Raw genomic sequence first — 18,816 nt, forward strand, 5'->3', positions numbered from 1 at the left:
CCTGTGGCGGTCGATAAAACGTTTTATCAATGAGTTACCTTTATAAACGTTATCTTCGCCTGATTATGTGATTTTTATCGCACTAAAAAGTGATAAAACGTTTTATCTTGCCGTAACGTTACACCCTACCCATAACTTAAAAAATCAGGATTCGTGTTAATGACGGCAAAAACGACACCAAAAATTACCTTGTGGGAGTTTTTCCAGCAGTTAGGAAAAACGTTTATGTTGCCCGTGGCGTTGCTTTCTTTTTGCGGGATCATGCTCGGGATCGGCAGCTCTTTAAGCAGTCATGATGTACTCACCCTGCTGCCGTGGCTCGATATTCCGCTGCTGCAGGCCGTGTTTGTCTGGATGAGCAAAGTCGGCTCCTTCGCCTTTAGCTTCCTGCCGGTCATGTTCTGTATCGCGATTCCGCTGGGGCTGGCGCGCGAAAATAAAGGCGTGGCGGCTTTCGCCGGCTTCGTTGGCTATGCGGTCATGAACCTGGCGGTGAACTTCTGGCTCACCGCGAAAGGAATTCTGCCCACGACCGATGCGGCGGTGCTGAAAGCCAACAATATCCAGAACATCATCGGTATTCAGTCGATCGATACCGGGATTCTGGGGGCGGTGATCGCCGGGATCATTGTCTGGATGCTGCACGAGCGTTTTCATAATATCCGCCTGCCTGACGCATTAGCTTTCTTTGGCGGCACGCGTTTTGTGCCGATTATCACCACCGTGGTGCTCGGGCTGGTCGGCCTGGTTATCCCCCTCGTCTGGCCGGTCTTTGCCATGGGGATTAACGCCCTCGGTCACGTGATTAACAGCGCCGGCGACTTCGGACCGATGATCTTCGGTACCGGCGAACGTTTGCTGCTGCCGTTCGGTCTGCACCACATTCTGGTGGCCCTGATTCGCTTTACCGAAGCGGGCGGAACCCTGGATGTGTGCGGTCATACCGTTAGCGGCGCGCTGACTATCTTCCAGGCGCAGCTGAGCTGCCCGGAAACTCACGGCTTCTCAGAAAGTGCCACCCGCTTCCTGTCGCAGGGTAAAATGCCGGCATTCCTCGGCGGCCTGCCGGGGGCGGCGCTGGCGATGTACCACTGCGCGCGTCCGGAAAACCGTCATAAAATTAAAGGCCTGCTGATCTCCGGCGTGATTGCCTGCGTCGTCGGCGGCACCACGGAACCGCTGGAGTTCCTGTTCCTGTTCGTCGCCCCGGTACTGTATGTTATTCACGCCCTGCTGACCGGCCTCGGCTTCACCATCATGGCGGTGCTGGGCGTCACTATCGGCAACACCGACGGGAACGTCATTGACTTCGTGGTCTTCGGCATCCTGCACGGCCTGTCAACCAAGTGGTATCTGGTACCGGTGGTTGCCGCTATCTGGTTTGCGGTGTATTACGGCATCTTCCGCTTCGCCATTACCCGCTTTAACCTGAAAACGCCGGGCCGCGATATCGAAACCCAGACCGCCTTTGACAAAGCCGTGAGCGGCGTCACCGGTAAATCCGGTTACAACGTACCGGCCATTCTGGCCGCGCTGGGTGGGGCCGACAATATCGTTTCCCTGGATAACTGCATTACCCGCCTGCGGTTGTCGGTGCACGACATGAGTAAAGTGGATAGCGCCGCGCTGAAAGCCAACCGCGCCATCGGCGTAGTACAGCTGAATCAGCATAACCTGCAGGTGGTTATCGGCCCTCAGGTTCAGTCGGTGAAAGATGAAATGAGCGTACTGATGAATACCGTCCAGGCATAAACGCCCGCCCCCTCCTGACCCGGAGGGGGCTTTGATAAAGGAAGTGTCAATGTTTGATTTTGCAACGCCTGTCGATCGCCACGGCACCTGGTGTACGCAATGGGACTACGTAGCCGACCGCTTCGGTGCCGCCGACCTGCTCCCCTTTACTATCTCCGATATGGATTTCGCCACCGCCCCCTGCATTCTTGATGCCGTCAGTCGGCGCCTGGCGCACGGCGTGTTCGGTTACAGCCGCTGGAAAAACGATGAGTTTCTGGGCGCGGTCGCCCACTGGTACGCCAGCCGTTTTCAGTGCCCCGTTAACCGCGATGCAATCGTGTATGGCCCGTCGGTCATTTACATGGTGGCGGAGATGATTCGCCAGTGGTCTGACGAAGGCGATGGTGTGGTAGTCCATACGCCGGCCTATGACGCTTTTTATAAAACCATTGCCGGAAACCGCCGTCGCGTTGCGCCGGTCCCGCTGACGCATCGGGATAATCAGTGGCATTGCGATATGGCGCAGCTTGAACGCACGCTGGCGGAGCCGCGCAACACGCTGCTGCTGCTGTGCAGCCCGCATAACCCGACCGGGAGAGTGTGGAGCCGCGAAGAGCTTGAAACCATGGCCCTGCTGTGCGAAAAGCACGGCGTGAAGGTCATCAGCGATGAGATTCATATGGATATGGTCTGGGGTGAGCATCGTCATACGCCGTGGTGCGACGTCGCTCGCGGGCCGTGGGCGCTGTTCACCTCCGGCTCGAAAAGCTTCAATATTCCCGCGTTTACCGGGGCTTACGGCCTGATTGACGATGCCGCATCCCGCGAAGCTTATCTCACGGCTCTGAAGAGTCGCGATGGACTCTCTTCCCCCTCCGTGCCGGCGCTGGTCGCCCATATTGCCGCCTACCGTGAAGGCGCCCCGTGGCTCGATGCGCTACGGGCCTATTTGCAGGATAACATGCGCTATATTGCTCAGGCGCTCAATCAGGCCTTCCCGCAGCTGAACTGGAAGCCGCCGCAGGCCACCTATCTCGCCTGGATCGATCTGCGCCCGCTCGGCGTGGACGACCGCGCGCTGCAAAAATCGCTCATCGAGGTACAGAAGGTCGCCATTATGCCCGGGTATACCTACGGCGAAGAAGGCGTGGGTTTTGTGCGCCTCAATGCCGGCTGTCCCCGGGAGAAACTGGAAAGAGGCGTCAACGGATTGATTGCCGCCCTGCGTGCTTTAGCATAGCCACACCGCGGCGTTCAGCACGGCGTCAGTCGTGTTAAACGCCGCGGGCAAGCCTGCACAGCTCCCCGGCTCACAAATCGTCCCGCCGCCGGAAGGCCAGATAACCGGCCCCAAGGGTAAATCCCCCGACGAGCAGCACCAGCAGGATAAACCCGTGATGATTGGTCGAAAGCGGAATCCCCCCGACGTTCATGCCGAAGAACCCCGCCACAATATTGATCGGTAACGCCAGCACGGTAATGACCGTCAAGGTATATAGCGTGCGGTTGCTTTTTTCCATTTGCCGGGCGCTGATCTCCTCCTGCAGCAGGCTGATACGCTCGGTCAGCCCGGAGAGGTCGTTGAGCACTACGGTAAACTCCTCGGTGAACTGGCGAAACTCCTGAACCACGGAGCGGTCGATCCACGCCGGAGGCCGGTTGAGGAGCCGAAACATGGCTGCCGGTTCGGGAGCCAACAGCCGCTGAAAGCGCAGGAGCATCCGCCGCAGGCGCGCCAGATCGGCGCGGTTACGCTGGACATGGTTACTGAGCAGCCGCTCTTCGATGGCATCAACGTGGCGGCTTGCCTGGCGCACCACCTGTTCCAGCACCTCCTCCTGCTCTTCGAGCAAAAAGGCCAACAGCGCGGTGGAGGATGTCACGTTCAATGTCGCCAGCCGTGGCAACATCCATTCAATAAAGCGCAGCGGTTTATAGCGGGCCGTTACCACCAGCTTCTGACTGCAGTACAGCCACAGCGTCGATGTTTCTGCGGTGGTCTCTTTAGGATGAAAAATGACGTCGTTCAGCACGGCAAACAAATTGTCGCCCTGCCGCTCAATGCGGGTGGTGTGAGAACCGTCGCGGATCTCCTCAAAGAAAAAATCGGCAACGGGGAAATGATTCATCAGCCACTTCTCGGCGGTTGCGTGGTTGAGATTAAGATGCAGCCAGACGAAATCATTTTCACCGTCCAGCTCATGAAAGCGGGAGCACACTTGCTGGGAGGTGATTTGCAGCGGCTGATGCCCTTCACGAAAAAGAAAACCGTACACCAGCCCAGAGACTTCCATATCAAAATCGGGCTTTAACATCTTTCCTGCGACATCTTGACTCATATATCCCTCAGGATTTTATTGCATGCTGTTCGGACCCGAATAAAGTCATCTTTCGCTATTTTTCAGAGCCTGGCAAGGTTAATGATTTGTTCATCAAACGGAAACCTGGCTGACATCTGCGTTTTATAAGTTCAGCGCTGTCACCCGTAACAATTTACCCTGTCTGACGTTTAGAGGAAGGTTCCTGATGAGCGATAACAGCAGCTCGCAACGCGTTGCGCCGGGCCTTAGCCCGCAAATCATCCAGTCAAAGATTTACCAAAAGAACAGTAAAAAAACTGTTCTTTTTTTTGTCTTTTTATTAGCTATCGGCATCGCATTTTCCGGCGTGAGCTTATTTAACGATGTCGCCCGTTCAGGAACGGTATATACCAGCTACCTGCCTTTTCTTTTATTAGGACTGGCTTTATTGATTGCACTCGGCTTTGAATTTGTTAACGGCTTCCATGATACCGCCAACGCCGTGGCCACCGTCATCTATACCCATTCTCTGCCGCCCACCGTCGCGGTCATGTGGTCCGGCTTTTTTAATTTCCTCGGCGTTTTGCTCTCCAGCGGCGTGGTGGCCTTCGGTATCATCTCATTACTCCCGGTCGAACTCATTCTGCAGGCCGGTACCGGCAACGGGTTTGCCATGGTGTATGCCCTGCTGTTTTCAGCCATTATCTGGAACCTGGGGACCTGGTGGTTCGGCCTGCCGTCCTCTTCGTCGCACACGCTGATCGGCTCGATCATTGGCGTTGGCGTTTCCAACGCGCTGATCCACGGACGCAACGGCACCAGCGGCGTCGACTGGGGCCAGGCGGTCAATGTCGGATATTCCCTGCTGTTCTCGCCGGTGGTCGGTTTTGTCTGCGCCGCCGTCCTGCTGCTGCTGTTAAAGCGCTTCGTCAAAAACAGACAGCTCTACGCCGCACCGAAAAATGACGCGCCGCCGCCGCTGTGGATCCGTAGTCTGCTGATCCTCACCTGTACCGGCGTTTCGTTTGCCCACGGCTCCAACGACGGGCAAAAGGGAATGGGGCTAATTATGCTGATTCTGGTGGGGACCATGCCCATCGCCTATGCGCTCAACCGCACTCTGCCGCCGGAACAGGCACCGCGGGTCGCGGCGCTGGCCGAAGTCACCGAAAACAGGCTGCTCCAACAATTCCCGGGAAACCTCCCCAGCGATCCTCGTGAAGTGTTGACCCAGTATGTGCGCGACAGCCAGCTGACGCCGGACGTGTTACCGGCGCTGGCGCACCTTTCCGGCATTATTGGCGACCAGATTCGCCAGTACGGTTCGGTAGATAAGATCCCGGCCCAGGCGGTATCCAACACCCGTAACGATATGTATCTGGCGTCGGAAACGATCAAGCATTTGAAGAACAACCCCGATGTCCAACTGCCGCGGGAGACGTCACAGAACCTCGATGCGCTGAAAAAAGAGCTCGATAACGCCACCCGTTTCATTCCGTTCTGGGTCAAAGTGGCCGTCGCTCTGGCGCTCGGGCTGGGCACCATGGTCGGCTGGCGGCGTATTGTCGTCACCATTGGTGAGAAGATCGGCAAAACGCACCTGACCTACGCTCAGGGCGCCAGCGCGGAACTGGTGGCGATGAGCACCATCGGCGCCGCCGATGCCTTTGGTCTTCCCGTCTCCACCACCCACGTCCTCTCTTCCGGTATCGCCGGAACCATGGCGGCAAATCGCTCAGGACTGCAGTTTTCTACCGTGCGTAATCTGCTGATGGCATGGGTACTCACACTGCCCGCCTCGGTGATACTCTCCGCGGTGCTGTACTGGATGTTCGCGAAAGTATCCTAGCCCGCGGCGCGGAATAGCCCGTAAGTCCCCCGTCGCCATGAAGGGGGACTTACGGGTAAAAACAGGCATGATTTTGATAAAGCTCAAAAAAATTCACCGGTAAAAGGTGTATTAAAAAAAGCCGCTAACCATCCCGTTCAGATATTTGATAAGAGGAGGAAACCATGAAAACTTACGATCGTAACCGTAACGCTATCTCAACAGGCAGCATGGTTATGGTGGCAGGAAATGGCGTGACGGGCGTTATTAAGGCCATCCACGGCGAAGGTAAAACGGCGGAACAATTACGCCGCGCGGACTGCGTGGAAATAGAAGGCTGCGAAGGACTATATTGCCCGATGAGCCTTATTCGGCTGGGCTTTCATTAATTGCCTCCCGACGATGACTCATCGACCTGCGCAAAGAGAATAAAAGAGAAGAAAGGCCGTTACGCGGCCTTTATTTTTGTAGCCGGATCGATTCATATTGATCCCATCGAGCGTTTTCTCGCTATAAGCGGCGTATTATCCCGCCTTCTTGCACCCCGCCCGGGGTCATTTACCTTCTGAGTTCAGAGGCATCTTTCATGACATGGCAACAGTTCAAACAGGCCTACCTGATTAAATTCTGGGCGCCGGCCCCCGCGGTTATCGCAGCCGGTATTCTCTCCACCTATTATTTCGGTATTACCGGCACGTTCTGGGCCGTGACCGGGGAATTTACCCGCTGGGGCGGGCAGTTATTGCAACTTGCCGGCGTTCATACCGAGCAGTGGGGTTATTTCAAACTGATTCATCTCGAAGGGACGCCGTTAACCCGCATTGACGGCATGATGATTATCGGCATGTTTGGCGGCTGCTTCGCCGCCGCGCTGTGGGCAAACAATATCAAATTACGCCTGCCACGCAGCCGGATCCGTATTATTCAGGCCGTGGCGGGCGGGATCATTGCCGGCTTTGGCGCACGCCTGGCGATGGGCTGCAACCTGGCAGCCTTTTTTACCGGTATTCCTCAGTTTTCCCTCCACGCCTGGTTCTTTGCCATCGCAACGGCTATCGGAACCTGGTTTGGCGCGCGCTTTACGCTGCTGCCCCTGTTCCGTATCCCGGTCAGGATACAAAAAGTTTCGGCGGCCTCGCCGCTAACGCAAAAACCGGCGCAGGCGCGGCGTCGTTTTCGCGCAGGGATGCTGGTGTTCTTCGCCATGATCGCCTGGGGATTACTGACCGCACTCAATCAGCCTAAACTGGGACTGGCGATGCTGTTCGGGGTCGGTTTTGGTCTGCTGATTGAACGTGCGCAGATCTGCTTTACTTCGGCGTTCCGCGATATGTGGATCACCGGACGCACCTATATGGCCAAAGCGATTATCTTCGGGATGGCGGCGAGCGCGATTGGCATTTTCAGCTATGTGCAGCTGGGCATGGAACCCAAAATCATGTGGGCTGGCCCGAATGCGGTCATCGGCGGCCTGCTGTTTGGTTTCGGTATTGTGCTGGCCGGCGGCTGTGAAACCGGCTGGATGTACCGCGCCGTTGAAGGTCAGGTCCACTACTGGTGGGTAGGGCTGGGCAACGTCATTGGTTCGACGATTCTGGCCTATTTCTGGGATGATTTATCCCCAACGCTGGCTACCAACTGGGATAAAGTCAATCTGCTGGCCACCTTCGGGCCGTTTGGCGGCCTGCTGGTGACCTACCTGCTATTATTTATCGCGCTGATGCTGGTCATTGCCTGGGAGAAACATTTTTTCCGGCAGAAATCCGCCGCCATGGCCAATGTTAAGGAAACCGCATGAAAACTATCGTTCCCGATTATCGTCTCGACATGGTAGGCGAACCCTGTCCCTACCCGGCCGTTGCCACCCTGGAAGCGATGCCTTCGCTTAAGAAAGGGGAGATTCTGGAAGTGGTCAGCGATTGTCCCCAGTCGATTAATAACATTCCGCAGGACGCCCGCAACTACGGTTATACGGTGCTGGATATTCAACAAGACGGGCCAACTATCCGCTATTTGATCCAGAAGTAATCCCTGGCGCCCAGGCCGGTGACGCACTCCCGCCGCCGGCCTGATGCCATACCGACTACCAGCCTTTTACCGCATCGCCTTTGTACAGCTCCGCTGCGGCAGCGGCGACCTCATCACTTTGATACGCTTTCACCAGGTTTTTCACCTTTGCACTGTCTTTGTTATCAATCCGGCTGGCGAAGATATTGACGTAGGGTGAATTTTTATCTTCGATGAAAAGCCCGTTACGGGTAGGCGAGAGCCCTACCTGACTGGAAAATGTCGTATTAATCACGGCAAGCGCAATTTGCCGATCGTCAAGCGCGCGAGTTAACTGCGGCGCCTCAATCTCGACGATTTTCAGCTTCTTCGGGTTGTTCACAATATCTAATGACGTTGGCAGCAGCCCCACCCCATCTTTAAGGGTAATCAGTCCCTGCTTTTGCAGCAAAAGCAGGGAACGTCCGAGGTTGGTCGGGTCGTTTGGCACGGCTACCTGAGCCCCTTCAGGTAGCTCATTAATGGCGTGTATTTTCTTCGAGTAGGCGGCGATCGGATAGACGAATGTCGTTCCTACCGCAACCAGCTTGTAACCGCGCTCCTGGATCTGTTTATCCAGGTACGGTTTGTGCTGGAAAGCGTTGATATCCAGATCGCCATTATTCAGCGCTTCATTTGGCAAAACGAAATCGTTAAAGGTGACGACTTCGACATCAAGGTTATATTTCTCTTTCGCCACCTTCTGCGCCACCGCCCATACCTGCTGATCGACCCCCGCACTGATACCCACTTTGATATGGTTCGGGTCCTGCCCGGCGGGGCCACAGGCGGCAAGCAGCGAGGTGCTGGCGACAAGCAATGAAACAGCAAACTTCTTCAGCGTAAAAACCATAATCCCAGAGTCCTTTTTAAAATAGCCTGCCGCTCATAGCAGGAAAATTAGCGTCTGAGACTATAGAAAATATCATTGACGATATTAAAGACTGATTCACTATGATTTATAGCGATTGGCTATGAGCCCGTCTCATGGTTAAGGATGGCGAGGAGTTGCCTGGCGCAGCAGGCGCGATATTATGGATTAAGTCACTGGTAAAAAAGGCTAATGCAGATTAAAATTTCAGGCGGATGTCACGGATTTCCATGCAAGATAATACCAACGAACCCGGTTAGAACGGTGTTGCATCCGCTGCGCGGGCACGGGTATGCGCAACAGACGATGGTAATGCCAACGCCGCGAGGCTGACGCATGAATATTAAACGCGGTTGGCAGCAATATTTCCGATGTCTTCCCTTCTCGTTACTGTTCTCATTTATTGAGCCATTGACATTCGGGTTCGTTGCCAGCGATTGCGCGCTATTGAGCCTGGGTTATCACGACTGCAGGTTTACAGGTCATTGAGAATGCACACCAACACGCTTTCCACGCGTTTCAGGTATATCAATACGTTGATCGTGATTCTGACCACGGCGATCTTCATCGGTTTCATCATCCGTGAATACCGCGATCTGGAAAGATATATGAGCTACGTGGCTGAAAATGGGAAATCTGCACTCTCCCATGCGGAATACATCAATCAGAATATGGCGTTTCAGCTTTCCAGAGCTTTTTCTGCTGCCCCCTCATCGTCAGACGAGCAAAGGATTCAGCGGGACGACATTTGCGCACATCTTGAATCGGTGAATGGCGTACTGGGATTAAACCTTACCAGGCAGACATTTCATGGTTTAAACGGGACCTTGCAAACCCGGAATCCGGACTGTCGTAGCTGGGTCAGGGATGTTCCATCGCTTTCGGTTATTCAAAACGATCGCCACCTCCCGGCGTCAAAATACACTTTCTCCAGCTATCGCGGGTATATTTTCAACAACCTCAGGTATTATATCGATCTGGATAATGACTATATTTACATTAACAAACCCATTGCCGCCAACCAATACAAATTTGATAACTGGCAGGTCCGCAATGATAATGCCATCGATATTACCCGTAGCGCCCACATCATCAGCATTGATCGTCGGGCATTAAACGATTTTCTTCATGGAGAAAATGTCACTTCCCATGTTTATCGGGACGGTTATACTAAAAAAAACATTATCAGCATGTTAACCCCGGTTTTTAAAAATGGACAAATCAAAGGAATCATTGTCACCGATGTAAATATTGACGATTTAGCCACGGCCTTTTACACCGCGGACCGCCCGTTACTCTGGCGCTTCCTGTCGCTGTACTTAACGGATGAAGTGACCGCCAGTGATATTTACTTTAACCGTTCGGCCATCAAATCGATTAATATTATACAGTACCAGGAACATTTAACTCCGATCTACTTACTAAATATAAAATTAGATCTTATTTATTTCATCATCGACAACTTATGGTTGGCATTTATCTACGTTATGAGCACCTGGCTGCTTTGTCGCTACACCAAAAAACAAATGACACGCCATGCTGAACTGTCCAAAGATAATATTACTGACACGCTGACTGGCCTTTATAACAGAAAAATACTGAACGAGGCCTTGAGTAATAAAATCGACGCAATGTTGAAAAAGAACATTCCTGTTACGCTGGTATCTATCGACAGCGATGGTCTGAAAAGGATCAATGACACGCTCGGTCATGATATGGGCGATAAAGTCATCCAGTCATTAGGCCAGGCCATCGAGCAGTCCATTCGTAAAAGTGACTATGGCATCCGTCCTGGCGGCGATGAGTTTCTATTAATTCTTATCGATACCGACTACACGAAGAGCTTAGAAATCATCGCCCGAATCAAAGAAAACTTACGCCATACGGATAAAGACCCGCGGGTCTCATTTTCACATGGCAACTATCCATTAAAGCCAGGCGATTCTCTTGAGAGCGCGATCAAAAAATCCGATAAGCTGTTGTACGTTCACAAAAGAAATAAATATGGCGAAGCTGCACAATAGCCGCTGCTTCGCCTCTGCGCAGGAGACCCTGTACTTTCGGATCCCGTCGTCCAGTCTCTTGACCTCAGCAGAAAGGGACTGGAGCGGCATCGATCGGCGCCCGGGGCTTTGACGGGACCAGCAGACGTTCCTGCGGGCGTTCAAAACCGATCGCGCGTCTGACAGATGATTGTATCCACTGGATTTTTTCAATGCTTTTAAAGAGTTAAAGAATTGCTGTATAATGACGTGCACTTTAACTAAAAAATGAGTGCGACCATGATTGATTTAACTTTGCCATTAACCGACATTCACCGCCACCTTGACGGCAATATTCGTGCCCAAACCATTCTCGATCTTGGCCGCCAGTTCAATATCCCCCTTCCAGCGACCTCGCTCGACACGCTGATCCCACATGTACAGGTCACCAGTAATGAACCCGATCTGGTCAGCTTCCTCGCCAAACTGGACTGGGGCGTAAAAGTTCTGGCCTCGCTGGAAGCCTGTCGTCGCGTTGCGTATGAAAACGTTGAGGATGCGGCGCGCAATGGTCTCCACTACGTTGAACTGCGTTTTTCGCCGCGCTATATGGCAATGACCCACCAGCTGCCGGTCGATGGCGTGGTTGAAGCGGTGATTGCCGGCGTACGTGAAGGCAGCCGCGATTTTAATGTCGAAACCCGCCTGATTGGTATTCTGAGCCGGACATTCGGCGAAGCGGCCTGCCAGCAAGAGCTGGACGCGCTGCTTGCCCACCGCGACGCTATTACCGCCCTGGATCTGGCGGGTGATGAACTCGGTTTCCCGGGCACTCTGTTTATGCAACACTTTACGTTGGCTCGCGATGCCGGCTGGCGTATTACCGTGCATGCCGGCGAAGCGGCCGGGCCGGAAAGCATCTGGCAGGCTATACGGGAGCTGGGAGCTGAGCGCATCGGACATGGCGTAAAAGCCGTCCAGGATCCGGCCCTGATGGATTACCTTGCGCAGCAGCGTATCGGTATTGAGTCCTGCCTGACCTCCAATATCCAGACCAGCACCGTGGCATCACTGGCTGAACATCCGCTTAAAACCTTCCTTGAACACGGCGTGCTGGCATCCATTAATACCGACGACCCGGCGGTACAAGGTATCGACATCATTCACGAATACACCGTGGCCGCGCCGGCAGCCGGCCTGAGTCGCGATCAGATTCGCCAGGCGCAAATCAATGGTCTGGAACTGGCGTTTCTCAGCAATCAGGAAAAAGCGGCGCTGATTCAGCGCGTGCAGCAGGCCTGACCCCCCGCCCGGCGGCCTTGCTGCCGGGCAGAGGCTTTAGATAAGACTCAGGGTGGCGCGATGTTTCGCCGACTCCAGACCGAGCTCAATCAACTCCATAATCTGAATCGCCTGGCTGGCAGGCACCGGATTTTCGCCGCTGCCATTGAGGGTGTCGCGAATGGCAGCATAGTACGCCGGGTAGTTACCCGGCAGAGTGAGCCAGTTTTCCGTCGTGCGCTCTTCCCCCTCAACCCGTGTCAGTACCCCGTCACGCATATCGTATCCCCAGTCCTCCTGCGGCAACCGCTCGCCATTTTTCAGCCGCTCCTCCTGCGGGTCCAGCCCATATTTAACATAGCTTGCCCGGGAACCGTGGACGATATACCGCGCGGTTTCTGCTGCCGCCAGTAGCGTGCCGTGCAACACCACCCGGCGCTGAGGATATGCCAGCACGGCGTGGAAATAGTCGGTCGCCTGGGCGCCCGGACGCAGCTGCGCCAAATCAACGCTAATACTGACCGGCAGGCCAAATAAATTGACGACCTGATCAAGAAGGTGCGGTCCCAAATCGTACCAGATTCCGCTTCCCGGGCCGCCCTGTTCGCGCCAGCGGTTACGAACCTCCGGACGATAGCGATCGAAGTGCGATTCAAAGTAGCCCACCTCGCCCAGCAGGCCTTCGTTAATCAGCGATTTCAGTGTCAGAAAGTCACTATCCCAGCGGCGATTATGAAAAACGGACAGCAGTCTGCCGCAGCGCCTGGCCACGGCCTCCAGCTCCCTTGCCTGTGACAGTGTCACGGTAAAAGGTTTATCCACGACCACATGCTTGCCCGCTTCCAGCGCCGCTTTTGCCAGCGGGAAATGGCTATCGTTTGGCGTAGCGATGACGACCAAATCAATATCAGGGTTGCTCAGTAAGTCTGCGGGTTCGGCCACCACGCTCACCTGGGGCCAGTCGGCCTGGACTTTCCTTTCATCGCTACTGGACACCGCGGCCAGCGTCATTCCCGGCGTACCGCTGATTAACGGCGCATGGAAAGTTTTACTCGCATATCCGTAGCCAATCATCCCCACCCGGATAGTGTCACTCATCTTGCAGCCCTCTCATTCAAGGATTTTTGCCCTCTGATAACTATAAGCCTCAATTGATTTATTAGCTTTGCTTATGCTTCTCAAGCGTTCACCTTTACAGCAATCGTGACAATACTCATCCGTCAGCCCTTGCGTTACTCTCACCATTTAGTAACATTTACGTCTGTTTTAACTTTTAATTTCAGGATTATGGCAAACGTTTTTAACCGAATTGTAGAACTTATTGGTTGGGTTGTATTTGGCGTTTCAGCCCTGCTTTTGGTTATCGCTCACCACATTGATAACTACCAATCCCCGCCTCCGGCTAATGCTGTGCAAACAAGCTCCCTGTCCCATTAGCCTGTCAGCCTCTGCTGATGCTAAACAGTGACCCACTTCGCAAGTGTGCAACCGGTTTCAGAAACCGGTTGCACACGGCTAAACGCATTCACTACACTCTCTTTATCATTCGATAAGGAGTTTTTCATGGCCGCATTTCCGCAACATTTTCTTTGGGGCGCCGCCACCGCAGCCTATCAGGTTGAAGGCGGTCACGATGCCGACGGTAAAGGCCCGTCAATCTGGGACATATACGCCCATCAACCCGGCGCGACATTCGAAAACACCAATGGTGATGTCGCCGTCGATCACTATCATCGTTTTCGCGAAGACGTTGCCCTGATGGCCGAAATGGGCCTGCAAAGCTACCGTTTCTCTATCTCCTGGCCTCGCCTGCTGCCTCATGGCCGTGGTGAAGTTAACGAAGCGGGCGTCCGGTTTTATAGCGATCTGATTGATGAGCTACTGGCTCACAATATCGAGCCGATGATTACGCTCTATCACTGGGACCTGCCGCAGGCGCTACAGGATGAAGGGGGCTGGGAAGCGCGAAGCACCGCCGAAGCGTTCGCCGAGTATGCCCGCTTGTGTTACGCGCGCTACGGTTCCCGGGTAAAGCTGTGGGCAACCTTCAACGAAACCATAGTGTTCATCGGACACGGCTATATTAACGGCTGCCATCCGCCGGCGGTGCGCGATCCGGCGCGCGCCATCCAGGCCTGTCATCACGTTTTTATTGCCCACGCGATGGCGGTGAAACAGTTTCGCGAAAGCGGTATCCATGGCGAGATTGGATTCGTGAATGTCCTGCAGCCGCATACGCCGCTCACCGACAGCGCAGCAGATCGCCAGGCCAGCGACATGGCGGACGCGATACATACACACTGGCTATACGATCCGGTGTTAAAAGGCCATTACCCCGAGTCGCTTTTACAGCAGGCCCAGGCCCTGTGGGGGGTCCCACAGTTTGCTCCCGGCGATGACGCGCTGCTGCGCGACAACCGCTGCGATTTTATTGGTCTGAACTATTATCGTCGAGAGACCGTCTCAGCCCGACCTCAGGAGGGACTCAGCGGCGGTGAACCGGGCGTCGAAGGGCTGTTTTATTTCGTGCGCAACCCGCAGAGCACCTATACCGAATGGGGCTGGGAGATTTGGCCGCAGGGGTTAACCGACGGCATAATGATGATCAAAGACCGCTACGGCGATATTCCCATTTACATCACCGAAAATGGTTTAGGCGCAAAAGATCCGATTATTGATGGTGAAGTCGTTGACGATCCGCGTATCGACTATCTCAGCAGCCATATTAATGCGCTGGAAAAGGCCCTCGAAGCCGGGGCCGATGTCCGCGGTTATTATCCCTGGTCCTTTATTGATCTGCTGAGCTGGCTGAACGGTTACCAAAAACAATATGGTTTTGTGTATGTTGATCATCAGCAGGGGCTCGCCCGTAAACGGAAAAAGAGCTTTTTTTGGTATCAAAACGTGATTGCCAGCCGGGGCAAACAGCGTTAATCTTCTCTCCCAGGCGCCGCCCGGCGCCTGATTTAGCTCTAGAATATTCTTAAATTTCTTTTGACTACCTCAGGAATGAAATCATTTCTTGTCTTTAGTATTTACAACCTAAATAATTTCATCCGGCCCGTTAAGAAGGCACTGTTTGTTGAATGATGGTTTACCGACAGTTGTTAATATTCGACTTGTTTATTCCGATTATAAAATGGAAACGCAAATGACCGTTCAGGACTACTTATTAAAATTCCGTAAAATCAGCTCCCTTGAAAGCCTTGAAAAACTTTTTGACCATCTTAACTATTCTCTGACCGACACCGCGGAAATCGTCAACATGTATCGCGCTGCCGATCACCGCCGGGCAGAGCTGGTTTCTGGCGGTAAATTGTTCGATGTCGGGCAGGTTCCGAAATCCGTCTGGCGTTACGTGCAATAAAAACTGTTCTCCGCCATGGCAGTTGCTTATACTCCCGCTCTTCATTTTGATTGAATCCGGGAGAAATCATGTCTTCTCACTCTGCAGAACGTATCGGCGGGTGGCTGCTGGCGCCGCTCGCATGGCTACTGGTTGCTCTGCTTAGCACTTCGCTGTCGCTGTTAATCTTTGCTAATGCGTTGATGAGCTCCCGGACCTACGCCCTGCTGGCGGAAATGAGCACAGGGCACCTCCTGCTTTGGGTGGGGTCGCTGCTGTTCGCCCTCGCCATGTGGTACTATACCCTGTGGCTAACCATTGCGTTTTTCAAACGGCGAAGCATCGTACCAAAGCACTATATTATCTGGCTGCTCATCTCTCTGCTGCTGGCGATAAAGGCCTTTGCTTTTTCACCCATATCAGACGTGATGGCCATGCGCCAGCTGCTGTTTCCGCTTCTCGCCGCGGCGCTGTTAGTACCCTATTTCAAACGTTCCGCACGGGTTAAGCGAACCTTCGTGAATTCGTAATAACCCCACAGTTAACCTGTTGTCGCCGGTATCGATTTATTCGATAATAGGCGGCTTTTTCTGTTTTCAGGTCGAGTTGATGGCTGATTATTTACTGCTCTTTATTGGTACTGTCCTTGTGAACAACTTCGTGCTGGTGAAGTTTCTTGGACTGTGCCCGTTTATGGGGGTTTCCAAAAAACTGGAAACCGCAATGGGGATGGGACTGGCCACCACCTTTGTGATGACGCTGGCCTCAATTTGCGCCTGGCTGATTGATACCTGGATTCTAATCCCGCTTAACCTGATCTATCTGCGTACCCTGGCTTTTATCCTGGTTATCGCGGTAGTGGTGCAGTTCACCGAGATGGTAGTGCGCAAAACCAGCCCTGCCCTGTATCGACTGCTCGGTATTTTCTTACCGCTGATCACCACCAACTGTGCGGTGCTCGGCGTCGCGCTGCTGAATATTAACCTCGGGCATAACTTCTTGCAGTCCGCGCTCTACGGCTTTGCCGCCGCGGTCGGTTTCTCGCTGGTGATGGTTCTGTTCGCCGCTATTCGCGAACGCCTGGTGGTTGCAGATGTGCCTGCGCCGTTTCGTGGTAATGCCATTGCCCTGGTAACTGCCGGTTTAATGTCGCTGGCCTTTATGGGCTTTAGTGGTTTGGTGAAGTTGTAATATGAGTGCAGTCTGGATAGCCGTGATCGCCATTAGCCTGTTGGGGCTCATTTTTGGCGTGATTCTGGGATACGCCTCCCGTCGGTTTGAAGTGGAAGATGATCCCGTTGTTGAAAAAGTCGATGAGCTTCTCCCGCAGAGTCAGTGTGGACAGTGCGGCTACCCCGGCTGTCGTCCTTATGCCGAGGCCGTCGGCACTCAGGGTGAGAAAATCAACCGCTGCGCTCCTGGCGGTGAAGCGGTGATGCTAAAAATTGCCGCTCTGCTGAATGTCGACCCGCAGCCCATCGATGGCGATGAACAACAACTCGAGCCGGCACGCATGCTCGCGATCATTGACGAAAACAACTGTATCGGCTGCACAAAGTGTATCCAGGCCTGCCCGGTTGATGCGATTGTCGGCGCAACTCGCGCAATGCACACAGTGATGAGCGACCTTTGTACCGGCTGTAATCTTTGTGTCGCGCCCTGCCCGACGCAATGTATCGAGATGGTTCCTGTCGCGACGACCACTGAAAACTGGAAGTGGGACCTGCACACTATTCCAGTACGCAATATTCCTGTGGAACAACATGTTTAAGCTATTTTCCGCTTTCAGAAAAGATAAAGTCTGGGACTTCAACGGCGGTATTCACCCGCCTGAAATGAAAAGCCAGTCTAACGGTACGCCGCTGCGCCAGGTTTCCCTGCCGCAGCAGTTTGTGATCCCGTTAAAACAGCATATCGGCGCTGAGGGTGAGCTCTGCGTGCGGCCCGGCGATCGCGTACTGCGTGGTCAGCCGCTGACCCGCGGCTGGGGACGAATGTTGCCGGTTCATGCCCCGACCTCCGGTACCGTCAGCGCCATCGCGCCACACTCGACCGCACACCCTTCCGCCCTCGCCGAGATGAGCGTCATTATCGATGCCGACGGTGAAGACCGGTGGATTGAGCGTGACGGCTGGAGTGATTACGCAAACAAAACCCGCGAAGAGCTTATCGAGCGTATTCATCAGTTCGGCGTGGCCGGGCTGGGCGGCGCGGGATTCCCGACCGGCAGCAAATTACGCGGCGGCGGCGACAAAATTGAAACCCTGATTATTAACGCCGCTGAATGCGAACCCTATATTACCGCCGACGATCGCCTGATGCAGGATTGCGCGGCGCAAATTATCGCCGGCATCCGCATCCTGGCCCATATTTTACAACCGCGTCAGGTGCTGATCGGTATTGAGGATAATAAACCGCAGGCCATCTCGATGATGCGGGCAGTCCTTGCCGATGCTCACGGTATCGAACTGCGGGTGATTCCCACCAAGTATCCGTCCGGCGGCGCGAAGCAGCTGACGCAGATCCTCACCGGCAAACAGGTTCCCCACGGCGGCCGCTCGTCGGACATCGGTGTGCTGATGCAAAACGTCGGGACCGCCTATGCGGTTAAACGCGCGGTGATCGACGGTGAGCCGCTCACCGAGCGCGTTGTCACCCTCACGGGCGAGGCGGTTACCCGTCCGGGCAACGTGTGGGCGCGACTGGGAACCCCGGTTCGCCATCTGCTGGAAGATGCCGGCTTCTGCCCGAGCGCCGAACAGATGGTCATTATGGGCGGCCCGCTGATGGGATTCACCCTGCCGTGGCTTGACGTTCCGGTGGTCAAAATCACCAACTGCCTGCTGGCGCCCTCGGCAAGCGAAATGGGCGACCCCGAGGAAGAGAAAGGCTGTATTCGCTGTAGCGCCTGTGCGGATGCCTGTCCGGCCGATCTGCTGCCGCAGCAGCTGTACTGGTTCAGCAAAGGCCAGCAGCACGATAAAGCCACCGCCCATAACCTGGCCGACTGCATCGAGTGCGGCGCCTGCGCCTGGGTCTGTCCGAGTAATATTCCGCTGGTACAATATTTCCGTCAGGAAAAGGCCGAGATTACGGCTATCCGTCAGGAAGAAAAGCGCGCGGCGGAGGCCAAAGCCCGCTTTGAGGCCCGCCAGGCTCGTCTGGAGCGGGACAAAGCCGCTCGTCTGGAACGCCACAAACAGTCTGCTGTTCAACCGGCCGCGAAAGATCATGCGGCGATTAACGCGGCGCTGGCCCGGGTTCGCGAAAAACAACGCGATGCCGCCCAGCCGATCGTTGTCCAGGCCGGAGCAAAACCGGATAACAGTGAAGCGATCGCCGCCCGCGAAGCCCGTAAGGCCGAGGCCCGCGCCCGCAAGCTGGCGCAGCAGGATCAGCAAACGGGACAGCCTGCCACCGAGGCTGCT

18 protein-coding genes are annotated in these 18,816 nt (G+C 54.5%); 15 read left to right on the plus strand and 3 right to left on the minus strand.

Annotated features, from left to right (window positions below; all coding sequences use genetic code 11):
* The first annotated feature begins 159 nt into the window (after window positions 1-159).
* On the plus strand, window positions 160-1,752 hold the full coding sequence (gene malX, locus AC007G_RS24690; RefSeq protein WP_032687429.1) for a maltose/glucose-specific PTS transporter subunit IIBC: 1,593 nt from the start codon (window positions 160-162) through the stop codon (window positions 1,750-1,752).
* Window positions 1,753-1,801: 49 nt separating this feature from the next.
* Window positions 1,802-2,974, plus strand: coding sequence for a MalY/PatB family protein (locus tag AC007G_RS24695; protein ID WP_142630769.1), 1,173 nt, complete (start codon window positions 1,802-1,804; stop codon window positions 2,972-2,974).
* A gap of 70 nt (window positions 2,975-3,044) precedes the next feature.
* Here AC007G_RS24695 and AC007G_RS24700 read toward each other — a convergent pair whose 3' ends face one another.
* Window positions 3,045-4,073 carry a CorA family divalent cation transporter gene (locus AC007G_RS24700; protein ID WP_032687427.1) on the minus strand — a complete coding sequence of 343 codons (1,029 nt, stop codon included), beginning with the start codon at window positions 4,071-4,073 and terminating at the stop codon, window positions 3,045-3,047.
* A 187-nt stretch (window positions 4,074-4,260) separates the two neighbouring features.
* On the opposite strand from AC007G_RS24700, the gene AC007G_RS24705 reads away from it, so the two are divergent.
* From AC007G_RS24705 to yedF, 4 genes are all read left to right on the plus strand, one after another.
* Window positions 4,261-5,883, plus strand: coding sequence for an inorganic phosphate transporter (locus AC007G_RS24705; protein ID WP_142630770.1), 1,623 nt, complete (start codon window positions 4,261-4,263; stop codon window positions 5,881-5,883).
* Between the two features lie 164 nt (window positions 5,884-6,047).
* Window positions 6,048-6,251: a putative selenium delivery protein YdfZ gene (gene ydfZ / locus AC007G_RS24710; RefSeq protein ID WP_004862611.1), complete on the plus strand. Its 204-nt coding sequence runs from the start codon at window positions 6,048-6,050 to the stop codon at window positions 6,249-6,251.
* 197 nt (window positions 6,252-6,448) lie between these two features.
* Entirely contained in the window at window positions 6,449-7,660 is a 1,212-nt protein-coding gene (gene yedE / locus AC007G_RS24715; protein WP_032699684.1) for a selenium metabolism membrane protein YedE/FdhT, read from the plus strand.
* On the plus strand, window positions 7,657-7,890 hold the full coding sequence (gene yedF, locus AC007G_RS24720; RefSeq protein ID WP_032687424.1) for a sulfurtransferase-like selenium metabolism protein YedF: 234 nt from the start codon (window positions 7,657-7,659) through the stop codon (window positions 7,888-7,890). Before yedE ends, yedF begins: the two co-directional genes overlap by 4 nt.
* 55 nt (window positions 7,891-7,945) lie before the next feature.
* Here yedF and metQ read toward each other — a convergent pair whose 3' ends face one another.
* A complete protein-coding gene (gene metQ, locus AC007G_RS24725) occupies window positions 7,946-8,761 on the minus strand; it encodes a methionine ABC transporter substrate-binding lipoprotein MetQ (protein ID WP_032696049.1) in 816 nt (271 codons plus the stop codon).
* Between the two features lie 509 nt (window positions 8,762-9,270).
* Between metQ and dgcJ the strand changes: the two genes are divergently transcribed.
* Window positions 9,271-10,803, plus strand: a complete 1,533-nt coding sequence (dgcJ, locus tag AC007G_RS24730) for a diguanylate cyclase DgcJ (protein WP_142630771.1) — start codon at window positions 9,271-9,273, stop codon at window positions 10,801-10,803.
* Between the two features lie 258 nt (window positions 10,804-11,061).
* Window positions 11,062-12,063 (plus strand): adenosine deaminase, encoded by a 1,002-nt coding sequence (add, locus tag AC007G_RS24735; RefSeq protein ID WP_046852362.1) that lies wholly within the window; start codon window positions 11,062-11,064, stop codon window positions 12,061-12,063.
* 36 nt (window positions 12,064-12,099) lie between these two features.
* Here the strand turns inward: add and AC007G_RS24740 are convergent, their stop codons facing one another.
* A complete protein-coding gene (locus AC007G_RS24740) occupies window positions 12,100-13,140 on the minus strand; it encodes an oxidoreductase (protein ID WP_032696045.1) in 1,041 nt (346 codons plus the stop codon).
* Between the two features lie 189 nt (window positions 13,141-13,329).
* Between AC007G_RS24740 and blr the strand changes: the two genes are divergently transcribed.
* From blr to rsxC, 7 genes are all read left to right on the plus strand, one after another.
* Window positions 13,330-13,479, plus strand: coding sequence for a division septum protein Blr (gene blr, locus AC007G_RS24745; protein ID WP_071999979.1), 150 nt, complete (start codon window positions 13,330-13,332; stop codon window positions 13,477-13,479).
* 126 nt (window positions 13,480-13,605) lie between these two features.
* On the plus strand, window positions 13,606-14,976 hold the full coding sequence (locus AC007G_RS24750) for a GH1 family beta-glucosidase (RefSeq protein ID WP_046852361.1): 1,371 nt from the start codon (window positions 13,606-13,608) through the stop codon (window positions 14,974-14,976).
* Between the two features lie 217 nt (window positions 14,977-15,193).
* On the plus strand, window positions 15,194-15,409 hold the full coding sequence (ydgT, locus tag AC007G_RS24755) for a transcription modulator YdgT (RefSeq protein WP_032687419.1): 216 nt from the start codon (window positions 15,194-15,196) through the stop codon (window positions 15,407-15,409).
* Window positions 15,410-15,477: 68 nt separating this feature from the next.
* Window positions 15,478-15,918 (plus strand): DUF2569 domain-containing protein, encoded by a 441-nt coding sequence (locus AC007G_RS24760; RefSeq protein ID WP_049265892.1) that lies wholly within the window; start codon window positions 15,478-15,480, stop codon window positions 15,916-15,918.
* Window positions 15,919-15,997: 79 nt separating this feature from the next.
* On the plus strand, window positions 15,998-16,579 hold the full coding sequence (rsxA, locus tag AC007G_RS24765) for an electron transport complex subunit RsxA (RefSeq protein ID WP_004862649.1): 582 nt from the start codon (window positions 15,998-16,000) through the stop codon (window positions 16,577-16,579).
* 1 nt (window position 16,580) lies between these two features.
* The gene (gene rsxB, locus AC007G_RS24770) at window positions 16,581-17,159 is read left to right on the plus strand and encodes an electron transport complex subunit RsxB (RefSeq protein ID WP_047665009.1); all 579 of its coding nucleotides are present in this window, start codon (window positions 16,581-16,583) and stop codon (window positions 17,157-17,159) included.
* Window positions 17,152-18,816: electron transport complex subunit RsxC (rsxC, locus tag AC007G_RS24775; RefSeq protein WP_479466704.1), on the plus strand; the 1,665-nt coding region annotated here is incomplete at its 3' end. The genes rsxB and rsxC, both read left to right, overlap by 8 nt.

It is taken from the genome of Klebsiella sp. CSG-1 (assembly GCF_056521145.1).